The 13,257-nt window shown below is 39.0% G+C and carries 14 protein-coding genes and 1 pseudogene; 2 read left to right on the plus strand and 13 right to left on the minus strand.

Annotated elements, in window-relative coordinates; genetic code table 11:
* Positions 1-538: RCC1 domain-containing protein (locus AC0YNZ_RS30650; protein ID WP_475830155.1), on the minus strand; the 538-nt coding region annotated here is incomplete at its 3' end.
* A 229-nt stretch (positions 539-767) separates the two neighbouring features.
* A complete protein-coding gene (locus AC0YNZ_RS30655) occupies positions 768-1,451 on the minus strand; it encodes an alpha/beta fold hydrolase (protein ID WP_475830156.1) in 684 nt (227 codons plus the stop codon).
* Between the two features lie 277 nt (positions 1,452-1,728).
* Here AC0YNZ_RS30655 and AC0YNZ_RS30660 point away from each other — a divergent pair, with 277 nt between their 5' ends.
* Positions 1,729-2,622 (plus strand): copper amine oxidase N-terminal domain-containing protein, encoded by an 894-nt coding sequence (locus AC0YNZ_RS30660; protein ID WP_475830157.1) that lies wholly within the window; start codon positions 1,729-1,731, stop codon positions 2,620-2,622.
* 301 nt (positions 2,623-2,923) lie between these two features.
* On the opposite strand, the gene AC0YNZ_RS30665 is transcribed toward AC0YNZ_RS30660, so the two are convergent.
* The 3 genes and pseudogenes from AC0YNZ_RS30665 to AC0YNZ_RS30675 form a co-directional block, all read right to left on the minus strand.
* Positions 2,924-3,388: a hypothetical protein gene (locus AC0YNZ_RS30665; RefSeq protein ID WP_475830158.1), complete on the minus strand. Its 465-nt coding sequence runs from the start codon at positions 3,386-3,388 to the stop codon at positions 2,924-2,926.
* A 194-nt stretch (positions 3,389-3,582) separates the two neighbouring features.
* Positions 3,583-4,059 (minus strand): hypothetical protein, encoded by a 477-nt coding sequence (locus tag AC0YNZ_RS30670; protein ID WP_475830159.1) that lies wholly within the window; start codon positions 4,057-4,059, stop codon positions 3,583-3,585.
* 276 nt (positions 4,060-4,335) lie between these two features.
* Positions 4,336-4,881, minus strand: a pseudogene (locus AC0YNZ_RS30675) (group II intron maturase-specific domain-containing protein); the annotation flags it as partial.
* 344 nt (positions 4,882-5,225) lie between these two features.
* Here AC0YNZ_RS30675 and AC0YNZ_RS30680 point away from each other — a divergent pair.
* The gene (locus tag AC0YNZ_RS30680; RefSeq protein WP_475830160.1) at positions 5,226-6,452 is read left to right on the plus strand and encodes an RNA polymerase sigma factor; all 1,227 of its coding nucleotides are present in this window, start codon (positions 5,226-5,228) and stop codon (positions 6,450-6,452) included.
* Positions 6,453-8,134: 1,682 nt separating this feature from the next.
* Here AC0YNZ_RS30680 and AC0YNZ_RS30685 read toward each other — a convergent pair.
* The 8 genes from AC0YNZ_RS30685 to AC0YNZ_RS30720 form a co-directional block, all read right to left on the minus strand.
* Positions 8,135-8,554, minus strand: a complete 420-nt coding sequence (locus AC0YNZ_RS30685; protein ID WP_475830161.1) for a hypothetical protein — start codon at positions 8,552-8,554, stop codon at positions 8,135-8,137.
* 529 nt (positions 8,555-9,083) lie between these two features.
* Entirely contained in the window at positions 9,084-9,365 is a 282-nt protein-coding gene (locus AC0YNZ_RS30690) for a transporter (protein WP_475830162.1), read from the minus strand.
* A gap of 165 nt (positions 9,366-9,530) precedes the next feature.
* Positions 9,531-9,674 carry a hypothetical protein gene (locus AC0YNZ_RS30695; RefSeq protein ID WP_475830163.1) on the minus strand — a complete coding sequence of 48 codons (144 nt, stop codon included), beginning with the start codon at positions 9,672-9,674 and terminating at the stop codon, positions 9,531-9,533.
* Positions 9,675-10,252: 578 nt separating this feature from the next.
* A complete protein-coding gene (locus tag AC0YNZ_RS30700; RefSeq protein WP_475830164.1) occupies positions 10,253-10,903 on the minus strand; it encodes a hypothetical protein in 651 nt (216 codons plus the stop codon).
* Positions 10,893-11,390, minus strand: coding sequence for an RNA polymerase sigma factor (locus tag AC0YNZ_RS30705; protein WP_475830165.1), 498 nt, complete (start codon positions 11,388-11,390; stop codon positions 10,893-10,895). Before AC0YNZ_RS30705 ends, AC0YNZ_RS30700 begins: the two co-directional genes overlap by 11 nt.
* Before the next feature lie 228 nt (positions 11,391-11,618).
* Positions 11,619-12,041: a hypothetical protein gene (locus tag AC0YNZ_RS30710; protein ID WP_475830166.1), complete on the minus strand. Its 423-nt coding sequence runs from the start codon at positions 12,039-12,041 to the stop codon at positions 11,619-11,621.
* 230 nt (positions 12,042-12,271) lie between these two features.
* Complete coding sequence (locus AC0YNZ_RS30715; protein ID WP_475830167.1) at positions 12,272-12,691, minus strand: hypothetical protein; 420 nt, start codon at positions 12,689-12,691, stop codon at positions 12,272-12,274.
* On the minus strand, positions 12,615-13,022 hold the full coding sequence (locus AC0YNZ_RS30720; protein ID WP_475830168.1) for a hypothetical protein: 408 nt from the start codon (positions 13,020-13,022) through the stop codon (positions 12,615-12,617). The genes AC0YNZ_RS30715 and AC0YNZ_RS30720 overlap by 77 nt, the downstream gene beginning before the upstream one ends.
* Positions 13,023-13,257 lie beyond the last annotated feature (235 nt).

Consider the following 13,257-nt stretch of genomic DNA (forward strand, 5'->3'; position numbering starts at 1 on the left):
TTCCATCGCCCAGTTGACCGAGCCAATTCCCTCCCCACGCCCATACCGTTCCATCGCTTTTAACCGCCAAACTATGGAAATCACCCGCCGCGATAGCGGCCACGGAGCTTAGATTGGTTGTCTGAACGGGGGAAGAACTGCTCGCTCCCGGCATCGTGCTGCTTCCATCGCCCAGTTGACCAAGATCTTTCTTTCCCCACGCCCAGACGGTTCCGTCGCTTTTGAGTGCCAAACTATGCGAAAAACCCGCCGCGATGGCTGCCACCGAATCGAGACCCTGTACTTGAAAAGGAGTACTACGAATTCTTGAAATCACATCGCCCAGTTGTCCATATTCATTGTCTCCCCACGCCCATACCGCTCCGTCCTGTTTTAGAGCGAGAGTATAACGCCATCCTCCTGCAACCATCGTTACACCCGATTTCGAACTCTCTGCTACCACCGCGGAAACGGACTCGGCGGCGGCGGCGGCCTGAAAGGGCAGAAGCAGCGTCACCAGCAAAAATCCACAAACTAAAAGCATAAACCGCCGTCTCACTCAATCTTCACTCCATTATTTTTTACCTTAAATCTACCATATTACCAAAATCTATGAATGTGCTTATTGCACTATTACAAAACAAATCTACCAAAAATATCAATACAAACATCGGTATATACATTGTCGATCCAATTTCCAGATGAGGTTTACGCTTCATTCATTCAACTATCGTACCCGTTAGTTCAATCATTCGCTCAGTATAAAATAATAACACTTGTACGTTTTTTCAATTTACTTTATCTAAAAAATCAATTACGTCGGTATAAAACAACCTTTTCTCGGGCCCTTTTAGGTTATGACCAGACTGAAAGTACTCCTTTACTGTTATATTGCTACACACTTTCTTATAACAATCAAGGTCAGTTTCCGTAATTAACGATTCTTGAAGCTTCCCTCTCCCCACTAAAACGGGCATCGACAAAGACAAATAATCCAAATTAATTAGAGTAGATTCTCTTTGGATGCCCCATACCGCTTCAGGTCGGATATTCACTGTTCGATTGTAGGGGATTAGATAGTTGTTTATGTAATCTTCAGGCCAATCATGTGGCATTGCTCGATGCTCCGGAGGATAGTCGCCAATAATTAAAGATTGTATCTGTTCCTTGTGTCTTTCGACGTAGCCTAACGCATAAGAAACACCACGTGAATAACTAAACAAATGGAACGATGAGATTCCGGTCTGCTTTACGACTGCTTCAATATCTGATACATGCTCGGCTAGGTTGTACCCCCTATCGGGCGTATCGCTTTTACCCCTGCCTCGAAATGATAGAATTATACTTCTTCTTGGTAAAACCGCCTCAAGCAAATCTAGATATTCTTCTGCAGTCTCAGACAGACCTGGACAAATAAACAACGGAACTAGTTTCTTATCAGATTCTTCTAGTGAATCGAAATACTCGATCATAACCTTGTTGTTAGCTGATTTTTTTGATAAATGTATTTCAACCTCATCCTCGAGTCTAATTAACTTTATACCACACAACTAGCTTTATATTAACATATATTGGAAGTATCCTGCCCATTAGCTTAATAAAGAAAGGGAGCAGCTGCCGTAGCAAACTGCTATTTGTATGTTCTACTATCACCAATCTTCCACATCAACGACTCAGGATGCAACATTTTATAAAAAATTACGTTAGTGAAATTAGGAAGAAATAGGATATAACAAGGAGGCTTAACTTTTGAAAAAATGGATACAAGCAACAGCCGTTTCGCTTTCCATTATTGGAATGCTGGCTTCAGGAGCAATAGTCTCCGCTATGCCGCAAAAACCAACCTTGGTTTATATTGATGGCGCGCTTCAAGAGAATGTAATAACCGTAAATCAAAGGACAATGGTGCAGCTAAAAGCTTTTAACGACCCGGCAAATCTTACGTATTCCTATGAACAAGCCACCAAGACGATCGTTATAGTCCATAAAGAAAAGAAAACGACCATGCGTCTTAAAAGCGGAGCCACAACTGCTGAGGTTAACGGTAAAAGCGTTAAGCTTGATGCCCCTGTCACGATTAAAGCCGGTAGAACCTATCTTCCTCTGCGGTTTATTTCAGACACATTGGGAGGAGTATTGAAATACAACAATACGGATAAGAGCGTAATTGTGCGTACACCGTCTGGTGAGGAGCGCTTCAACATCCTTATGCACGGAGATTTAGCAAAAGCTCGCGAAATGGCAATTCATTATCCAAAAACGTATGCGGGTAAAGAAATTGAAGCATCAGGAGAAGGATTTACTTTCTCTTATACTTTCCCAAAGGGAGAAGCACTGCGTTTTGAGATTCAATATAAAGGACTAATCAATTATACCGAGATTAATCAGGATGGCATTGCGGTGGTGAAATGGCAAAATGATTCTATGGGAAGCAATGGAGAAGTCGGCACTCGGCATGAGGATTTCGGCGAATCCGTATTTTTCACCAAACATATGATGATTGAAAAAAATGTCTACGGAATGATTGATAGTCAAGGTAAAAGCACAGAGCTTGGCTTTAACGATTACAGCTTGAACAAAGAGTTAGCAGATGTCATTATCGTGCCCATCGAGGGAGAAGTCCGAACTGACAAGCAGACATAGAAAGTAAAATAAATGAGCAACGGTGGCGACCTAGAATCTGGACGGTTATGTCTACCTTGTGAAACAAGGATTATACTCTTGGCGAGTTGTTCAGTGACGAGACAAATGCAGGTCTAAAAATGTAGTCTTACCATCATTTTGTCGCTACTACGAATGTGATCGGCTACTGATCGATGAAAATAAAGTATGCGATTGAAAATTTTTAAAGAAAACCAAATAAAATAAAGGGTTCTACATATTGTACATGACTAATTTGTGGACCCTTTATTTTTAACTATCGTACCCGTTAGTTCAATAATATTTAGTCAAAATCTATATCAGATAAATCAATTTCCTCGAATAGCTCTTTTTCTACATAGTAATTGGGATCGTTTACGATCACATCCCTCACATGACGTTCAACGATTGATATTTCTTCTGTAGTAACGTCGTATCTGGCAAACAACATGTTAATGGACTCAAAAAAATACGTTATAAATGCTTGTCTCTCATCATCGTTTCTGACTATTTCTTCATACGGGAGCCATAATCCCCAAGTAAGGATTTTATTACGGGTATCCCTACTAGGGCCTTTTACTTCGACTATTTTTGTCTGAGAATTAGTCGATACCATAAGTGACATTTTATTCCCCTTAAGCTTCTCAAAGATATTGTGGGGTACCATTATTTTGTCATTGAGTATCTCACTGATGTAACCCTGCACCTTATAAGATATCGAAAAATAACAACCGGGTTCAGAATATAGCTGGATTATTGAGAGGGTCATTGATTCACTTCTACCTTCCTTAATCTTTCCTGATTACTACATATTCTTCCCAAGATAACCATTACCTTTTTTCAAATTAATAGAAGACATCTTCCCGTTACTTTAACGAACAACAGCAGCCGATCGTATGGCCGGCTGCCGTGATGTCGTGGTTGAACTATCGTACCCGTTAGCTTAATCAACATTAATTATTTTTAAATATTTGGATCTTGAGGGCTCTCCCATACTTGTTTCCCAGTTTTGAAATCAAACCATAGGCAATGGTTTCCTTCTTCTCTTACAAACCAAGTAATGAGGTTTCTAGTTATGTCAGGTGCGATATACATTTCTGCAATGCTCTTATTCGAAATTCCTTTTGTCTTCAATATATCCAATACTACATCCTTCGATATTCCATCTTTCACATAGGAAGTATAAGAAGGAGTATGTGAATCACCACGGTACCACAATATTTTTTCTTCGCCTGACTCATCTTTCCCTTGAATCATTGTAAAAAGCGGTCCGCCTGGGGTGATATATTGCTTTAAAGTCACTTCTGTCAGCAGGTTTTGTTCGAGAGATAATTTTTCTGCCAACTCCAGCGATAGAGTTTGCTGTCTTCCTGATTTGTCAGTGCTATCCGCACAAGCAGTTAACATCAATATACACATGAATACCAACATAAGTCTCATCTAGACCCCCCGCCTGTCTTAGGTTTTTGTACAGATGCGATCCAAAGCGCAAAACAGATTTCGGAAAATACCAATCAAATTTTCGGTTCTATAGTTTTATAAAAATGAGGTGATGATATTACAAAACGTTTCCAATGGTTGGAAAGTTGCACTAGCTGAACGCTAAATGCCAAGACATATGCACCAAATATCTTATTTTGTGAAGAATCGAGTAGGAGGAGGCGGCTAGCCCCCGTCCTCTCACACCACCGTACGTACCGTTCGGTATACGGCGGTTCATGAAATATTCCGTATCGAGTTATATCTGTCCGCTAAGCTTCTCAATCCATGGGATTCCCAATAGCGATTATTGAGTGCCCTGCTCAATATCGGACTTCCTGCAACTCGCCAGTACCCTTTTCGGGTATTTCCCCATTCAAAGGCTTTATCATTAGGCATGCCTAATGATATAAGCCGTTTGACTTTGGTTTTTTGGTTTCTTCCATTGCTTCCAAAGACACATTCTTAGCCTTCTTCGAATCCATTTGTCCATATTCAGAAAGACACTTGGCGTGTCCGCCAGCGAGAAGTATCCGCACCAACCAATTAGGTATTGGTTCAGCTCTTTGATTCGCTCTTCCATCTTCATCGCCCTTCTTCGAGAGGCTATCTCCCGAATCCTGGCTTCTGCTTTCTGTAAGGGTTGTTTTGCAATCCTTATCTTAAGCAGCTGAAACTAAATCCTAGAAACTTTCGCTTCCATGGTTGATCTACCGCGCTCTTCGCTTGGTTTACCTTTAGCTTTAGTCTTCTCTCGATGAATTGGAACAACGTTCCTAGCAAGTTTTTCTATTCTTAGGTCTTTCATAATATCCCTCCTGAGGTTAAATCATTCATATTATTAGACACTTAAGATGGTTAAAAAGCCACATTATGAGTATTGGGGATATAGAATTAAAAAAGGAGCTACCCCAATCTTGCTTCTAAAAGGCAGCATAATGATGATAATTAAACCAAGGTACCTCGATAGAATTCAATTGACATATTCTTTCCTTGGTCTGACTAAAAGTTTGTCTCTATGCCCCCTTGGGAAAAAAGGTCAATTCGAGATTTTTTTCTACTTGTATGTGGCTTTTTATCTCCCTGCGGTGTCTAATTGAATGTAAGGTCAAGAGGAGGTTCTTACAGTGTCTGGAGCTCATGACAAAAGCCCTGTTTATCCGGATGAACAGGGAATCATCAAAAAATTTGAAATCAGCTATGATCAATATCGCGAAAGAATCCGCAAATATCTCTCATTGAAAGTAAATCCTATGGCTGCGGATGACTTAACGCAGCAAGTTTTCTTAAAGGCAATAGAAAACATTCATACTTTTAAAGAAAATTCCAGTTTATTCACTTGGATTTTCAAAATTGCTCAGAATACAGCGAGAAATGAATTTCGAAGTTTATCGCGAAAAAAAGAAATCCCCTATGATTTTACAGATTACGAATCACAGTCTATCTCGCTTGATTTTGCTAAGTATGTTGAAATTCGGATTGATATTAGTTCTGCGTTAAAAAAACTAAATGAGCTGGACCAACAGATTATTTCATTGCGTTTTTTTGTTGACTGTACCTTGTTGGAAATTTCCAAGATCGTTGAAATGCGTGAGAGTGCAGTAAAGAACAGGTTGTACCGATCATTGGAGAAATTAAGAAGAGAATTAAAAGAATGGGGTGACATTGCCATGATGTCTATTCAAGATATGATATCAATTGTAAATAAAAGTGAATCAAATGATCTGAACGATAGTCTGAAGAAGGTTCATCATGACTTATTTAATGAGCTTAAGGATAATGTTGAAAGAATTTCATTGAAATATAATCACCAGCCATCCCAAAAAATTATCATTGAAATTTACCCGGATCTTCCGACCTTCCATCAAGCTGTGGGTGAAGAAAATGCTCCAAATTGGTTCATGGGTACTTTTAAGGACAATTATTTAAAAATTGTTTCTCCTTTGAATCCTGGGCCAGAGCATACGTATCAATCCATTCTTAAATCCACCGTACACTTGTTCACCATGTGGTTAATCAATGACATTAATCCGCTTGCTCCAAAATGGCTGCATCAGGGTATTGGAGGATATGAGTCAAAAGGAATGAGCGAAGAATTCATAAAGAACAGCACTTTAGATACCATTCATAATCTTGTTATCCCGTCTTTTCAAGAGCTAAATAATGATACTTGGGATTTTGAAGCGATGAAAGGATTTCAACTATCTTATTTAATTGTGGAGTTCATCATTAATAAATATGGATTGGATGCGTTAAATAAAGTGATTAGAAATCCCAATGGCTTTAATGAAATTTTTCAACGTTCCGAATTAGAGCTGTATGAGCAATGGGTTGAGTATGTAAGAAACAAATAGTAATGTTTCTGGCCCTTTAAGCCCGGTTATAAACCGGGCTTTTATTCTATTATCCTCCCGATGAAGAAGGAAAGGGAACGCGGCAGTCTTGAATTTTTCCATTCAAGGCTGCCGCTGTTTCTTGCCTCCAAAGTACTTCACTTGTACCCCAGACAAGCTAAATCTTACATGACATTAAACTATCTTGCCCGTCCCTCGGTTTTAAGGATTTATCTCACCTATACTCACTCATTCACAGGATTTCGTCGCCTTGGAATACAGTTGCTGTTCGGAAAGTAAGCTCATTAGACACCTTTATCCTGGTTGTTTATTGAGTTATCGTACCCGTTAGCTCAATGAATGTTGATTTATCGCATAAAAAGAACAAAAGCCGCCAAAAAGGCGACTTCAAATGGATATACTGCGATGTTGTCCTTCGACAATCATCTTTCACGATTTTCGATCCTTAAGCAAATTCATAATAAATAAAATAGCCATAGTGATTACCATATTACCTACAAGTGCAAATAAAATATAAATAAATTCTCGTTCTACAAGGAAAGACCCTATTATTGCTATACTTATTAAGAATATATATGTGTAAATGTATGATTTAATTAACAATACTATTTCTTTTGTTAGATAATAAAATATTATTGCTACAAAAGTTGATGATACATTGAAAAAATAAACGTTTTCGAACGCTGCTGCAGCTAATATGATGATACTGAGTATTAAACTTAAATAAATTGAAAGTTTAATCGGTCCTGCTTTAATTCGTTTATTATCATGTTTATCATTGAATTTCAAAGTAACACAACCTTAAATATTGTAACTTGCTTTGAGAGATTGAGTCCCCACCTAGGAAACTAACATCCCATCAAAAGGTACTCTCAATAGTCTCACCGCTTGCCTAATTCAAAAAATCGTCTCGATTAAATATAACATAAAATCGATGCCTACTATCCGAACAAATTTTCCCATTATCCTGTCCGTTAGCCATCCATGCATCTCTTATGCCGCACCACAGAGCATGAAAGTATCCGTTCTTTGGTAGTTGAGAAGACGTCAGACACTTTACCGGCTGACGTCTCTTCGTGCTTATTGAGCTAACGTACCCGTTAGCTTAATCTCACAACCTTTTTTCTTTAGAAAATCAGGAGGCCACTAACCGCATGTTATCTATACTAAGCCCATAAAATTCAGCGCCATTCGGCGCTTTTTTCTTTGTTTTCATGTCAATAATGAAATGCTAACGTATTTATTTGTTGATCTTCTTTATTCGTTTAGTTACTTAGACCGAATGGGCAATAAAAATGGTATTGGTGAATTAACTTTATAGAAATAAAAACATGAGTTAGTCAAATTGGTGAAGTAATAAAAAGGAGCAGCGTATACTCTAAAAGGTTCACTTCAAAGGTGCAAAATTAATATTAACATACAAAATGGCATGCAAATTGACAACCTATTTGAGACGCCATTTTTGTTGTTATATCACTATTTTTAAGGAATTGACCTCATTATTGGCAGGAAAATGTTTATTCATTTCAAACAAAGAAATAATTTATGAAGAGAGAAAGTCCGTTGTCAATTTTAGTTTCAATTTCGCTCCCAATTCAATGCCAATTGCAGTATCACTCGAGATTTCAAATGACAACCGATTAACAAAGAAAAACCATTGATGGCATTTAAGCCACAATGGTTTATTTTATTACTTTTAACTTGTCCGTATTATTTTCACTTTTAATCAGCAGCACGTTTTCAGGTGTTACTTTGTAAACCCAATAAGCTATAAGTTCTTCATTATTCAGTGTTAAATTATGATTTTTGGCAAGAGTGACAATGAAGGTTGCTTTCCCTGCTTGCGAAACCTGTGTTGAATAGTATGTCTTTGATTTAGGTGTGTTTTTGTCAGGTCCTGGTCCAGGTGGAGAACTTTCAACTACATTTACATCAGATTTAGCAGGGAAATGAGAAACTTCTTCTTTTAATTCTTGTAATTCCAATACTTTTGAAATGGCTTCTGTTTCAGAAAACTCACTTTGCGGTTTAGCTGATGCAGTGCATCCCGTTAAAATAACGAGCGTGGCAATGATGATAAGTAAATATGGTTTCATCTTCAATTAAATATCCTCCCCTTTTCTTTAAATTATAACGTAACTATTTTAGAAATTGTTTCAATCGCCTGCTTGGTAAATTTCGGATGCCGTTGTAAAATTGATTTCATCTCCTTTTCCATCTTCAAGGCTTCTTAAGTTCTTCAATGTTCAGATGTGAATAAGCAATCCAGATATATACGTATCCCAACCTACTTTGTTGCGTTAACCTGAAGGGCTGCCACATGGCAGCCCTTCAGGCATTGAACTATCGTACCCGTTAGCTCAACGAGGTACGAGATTGTTTCCAGAAATGATACTGGCTTCTTCTGCGGGTTTCTTCACCTTGTTATTCAGTGGCTCAACACTTGGAAACTGGCGCAGCAAATTTAGTGCCTCCCGATTGTCCTCTCCCCTCTCCCGCACAATCGCGTTTTGCAGGAAGCATCGGGCGAGCCGAAGGCGCTGGATTATATTTTATATTCGAGGTTGTCCTAAGTATCACTAACAGAGCACGGTGAGTGAACAGAACCACCGGCACTCTGTTTTTTAGTACTCAGAAAGGGGTAGGAATCGGAGGACACGATACGGCATCGATGAATCGCGGATCGATACCATAGAAGTACCAGTATGATCCGTTCCATCTATACCCTGCTACACCGTCCATATCGACATATGTCGGATAAAACCAGAAGTTCTCGCCAGACCTAAGCCAAACATAGGTGTACTGGTAAACGCAGTCGACGATATAAGAAACAGCGGGTTTCGGCGGGATGAATGCGGGAGGAGGAGACTGCGGTGGTTGTCTCATGGGTCCTTTATTTCGCATATGAGCCATAACATCACTCCTATCGGAAGATATTCATGATTTTACATGAAAGTGTATCTTATACTACGTAGGTGAATAACCACTTGACTGTACGCATGCCTAGTCATAACCATTTTGCACGGTCAACCGTAGCAATTTCTGTCCTGAATCTTAAACTCCACGGAATAGCTGTTTTTATGTGTACGAATGCCATTTCACCAGGGTAGTTACACTGATATTATTCTTTAGAGCAACGCCTGCTCGACTGACTTCTCCTGACTCTAACTCCTGCACAATGGCGAGTTTCTCTGAAGCGTTGCATTCATTCCTTTTTAACAAAAAAACTCTTAATCGACGGGCTTGTTCTTATTGAGATACCAAGCTTCAATTTGGTTATACGTCATTTGAATTTTTCTGTTAAAACTATCGTATTCATCCTTAATGTCCCTACCACTAGAGCCATACTCTTCGTAAAATTAATAAATCCTTGATACTTTCTATCTTGTGGTCGTATAAGCTACGAATGATTTTTTGAGTCAGCTTATGCTCATCGTCAGGAGCTCCCATGCCGATTAGTCCAAGTGGGTCAAATTCATTTACACATTTTTCTAATAGCTAAAAAATTACTCATATATTCTTTGGACATATTCTTTTTATTAATAAATAACAGCCCCCAACCTTCATTTTGTTGCGAATAACAATACCATATATTGGAACTTTTCTCCCTATTAGCCATCCATGCCGCTCACGCGACACCACAGAAGTAATTTCGTTCTTCCATGGGAGCTTAACAAAGAAAGGGAGCAGCTGCCGCAGCAAACTACCCCTTGTTTGTTCAACTATCGTACCCGTTAGCTTAATGCTTATCGGCAATCTAAATCTTTAATTGCCTGTCATATTGCTCACAGTAACCCTTCTCAGTCATTGCTTAACTTTCCATTGTACATGTAGTCATCTCCCAATTTGATCTCGATTCTACTGCTCCCGAGCTTTTTCATATCCTTGTATGCGGTTATCTCAAGTATACCTTCGGTTCCCCAAGATTGTGACGGGTCGCCTTCTACCATTGGAGACCAATAGATCGTATCGCCTGACTTAACGGTCGCTTCCTTCCCCTGATCCTTCACAATGGGATCCGCCGGATTCCACAATAATAGCTCCCCCTCTGAGGTTCGCACTTCAATTTTGTCTGCATCCTTCGAAGCAATTGTTATAGGAAAGCCTGGCACACTGCTCATATACGTTGCGTATTGGCCTAACGGGAAGGTTACATCGGGCTTTACCACTATTTGAGCGCCGTCTGCCGCATAAGCAGTAACCACGAATCCACTAAATAAAGTAGCTGGATTTTCTTGATCCTTATTGTGAAGTACAAGTGGTCCTCCAACGGCAAGAAGGAATATAATCATGCAGGAAACGGCAATCATCGCGGCCTTACTACGAAATGCTCGAGCTACAGATCGAGGTACCGCGGCACTCGTGATTGATTTGTTGATGATTCTTTGTTTGAGTTCATTGTCTGCCTTTATTTCGTTCATTCCGTTCACATACTTCGTTCTAATCGTCATCGTCAAATCCTCCCATTATCTTTTCCTTCAGAATCTCTTTCGCTCGCTTTAGTTGTGTCCGAACCGTGCTCTCTTTTAAGTTCAGGAGCTCGGCAATCTCAGCTGTTTTGCAGCCTTCATAATAGTAGAGATAGATGACCATTCGGTATTTCCGAGGGAGCTTAAGAACAAAGGATACGACCTCCATACTCTCGGTATGCTCAATAGGCAGTGGTATCTCCTCAACAGGAGAGAACCATTTCTTCCATGGACTTCTGATCACGTCTTTGCATGTATTTATCGTCACTCGAATGATCCAAGCCTTCTCGTGCTCGGAATCGTTAAAGGGACGTTTGTGCTTAAAAAGCTTGATATACACCTCTTGACACACATCCTGCGCATCCGCTAGGTTTCCGAGGTGGGTTAGTGCCAATCGCAGCACCATATCGGCGTATTTGTTCACCAAGATTGCTAAGTATTCATTATTGTCCATCACGTTACTTCCCAATGTTTCTCCTCCTTCTGCTCATAACACGATCGAACATGGGGAAATGTTTCGTTCTATTAATAAAAATTTTATGGGAATAGTTGGAATGGAATAATACAATAAGACAGAACGGACAGCCTGCGAAATAACACAGTAAACCTATGTTGCTCTTTAGCTCAATAAAAATGGAGCATGCCGAAGTGGCTGCCCCTTTGTATTTTGCTATCGTTACACGTTAGTTTAAGCATATCATTTTACAAGAGACTTCAAGTCCTTTACAACCATTTCAACTCGTTCATCCATAGGGGCATGGGAACCTTCATAGTTATAAAAAATCAATACATTTGCTACTTGGTATCTTCCATGTGCTACCAGATCCGCCGTTGCCGTCTTATCCTCGAAATTCTTTATTCCTTTCTTTACTCCAGCACTGGACGAATAGACATAAATACTGATTAACTGTTCATCATTAATAAGAAAAGGTTCAGGTATGACACCATTTAAAGTCATTAGAAATACACTATCCGTATTTAATTCTATTGGCTTTACTAAAGGAATCCCATGTTTTTCAAATAAGTCTTTAATCTGTACTAACGTAATTGTTTTCTCGGTATTAATGCACCCTGTTACAATGCAGCACATTGCTAACAAGACTATCATAAATTTTTTCATTATAATCCCCCTTTTCAGTATAACGTTAGGAGATGGATGTATGTTGCAAATAAAGACGGATCTATTGTGCTAAACAGCCCGTTAGCTTAAAAGAGGCAGCCGATCGTCGTAACCGGCTGCCTCCATGTCATTATTGAGCTATCGTACCCGTTAGTTCAATGGATTATTTCAATAAAATTGTAACGAGCTGTGCTGCCATTCCCTAGCTAAGAAATTACACTCGACACATTTTACATGCAATTTTCTTCAACAGTTACTTTGTCATTATTAATTGTGACTTCTGAATATCCCGACAATGACTCAGTATACGAACATACCCCTTTTGACATGGTTTCTCCTCTTGAATCGGTATATTTTAAATAGATGCCTCCTTCACTAGTCAAACTTAGCTTGGGCTTTATTTTTACTTTCTCACCACTTTTAATCGTCTTCGAATAATAATCCTTAGAAGCTTTAATTTCCCCCGATGAACCTTCTACTGTCCCCGTTTCTACTGAAACAATATCGTAGTCTGATTGATTATTTATCGTTATCGAGAAGCTTTGAAATTGTCTAAAAAAGTCTATGTTAGTTCTATAGATTAAAAAAGCTATTATCATCAAAGAAAATACCGCAACTATCAGAATAAAAGACCTTTTTTTTATTTTCACATTCGTAACTCCCATCCTTTGCAATACTCTTTCTGATGTTCGAAGGTTTCACAAAAACAACTTTAACGATTGAACCTGGTGAAAAATCGTTCACTTTCAAAGATTTTCCTGTTTCATTTCGAAAAATCGTCTCATTAGTATATTCAACATTACAGCCGTACCCAATATCATTAATGGCGCCTTTTTTTCCTTTGTTTGCCTCGTCAGTACAATCCACGACAAGACGATTGGACTCTACTTTCTCGATCTGTCCTTCAAGTCCCTCAACAGAGTTTCCGCAACCAACTAACAATAAGCCGAGAAAGACTAAAACAATTACAACCCGTAACATATATCTCCCCCTTATCTAAACAATTAGACGTGACCAACATATGCATTGTTGCGCATAACTTCCAGTTACTTCAATAAACAAATGAGGAGCTGCCTCGAAGCAAGCTCCTCAACTATCGTACCCATTAGCTTAACGGCAAATTATTTATGTTCATTCACATTTGTAAGTTTCCGCAACAAAACTATAATCTAAATCATCTTTATGAATAAATACCGAACTTTTTGAACGATAACCC

This window comes from Paenibacillus sp. J2L1-98, assembly GCF_056269405.1.

What these genes read in the sequence shown, in the direction of transcription:
- AC0YNZ_RS30690 (WP_475830162.1), bottom strand. Translation starts at nt 9,365, where the DNA reads ATGGCTCATATGCGAAATAAAGGACCCATGAGACAACCACCGCAGTCT.
- AC0YNZ_RS30710 (WP_475830166.1), bottom strand. Translation starts at nt 12,041, where the DNA reads ATGAAAAAATTTATGATAGTCTTGTTAGCAATGTGCTGCATTGTAACA.
- AC0YNZ_RS30720 (WP_475830168.1), bottom strand. Translation starts at nt 13,022, where the DNA reads ATGTTACGGGTTGTAATTGTTTTAGTCTTTCTCGGCTTATTGTTAGTT.
- AC0YNZ_RS30665 (WP_475830158.1), bottom strand. Translation starts at nt 3,388, where the DNA reads ATGACCCTCTCAATAATCCAGCTATATTCTGAACCCGGTTGTTATTTT.
- AC0YNZ_RS30670 (WP_475830159.1), bottom strand. Translation starts at nt 4,059, where the DNA reads ATGAGACTTATGTTGGTATTCATGTGTATATTGATGTTAACTGCTTGT.
- AC0YNZ_RS30655 (WP_475830156.1), bottom strand. Translation starts at nt 1,451, where the DNA reads ATGATCGAGTATTTCGATTCACTAGAAGAATCTGATAAGAAACTAGTT.
- AC0YNZ_RS30700 (WP_475830164.1), bottom strand. Translation starts at nt 10,903, where the DNA reads ATGACGATTAGAACGAAGTATGTGAACGGAATGAACGAAATAAAGGCA.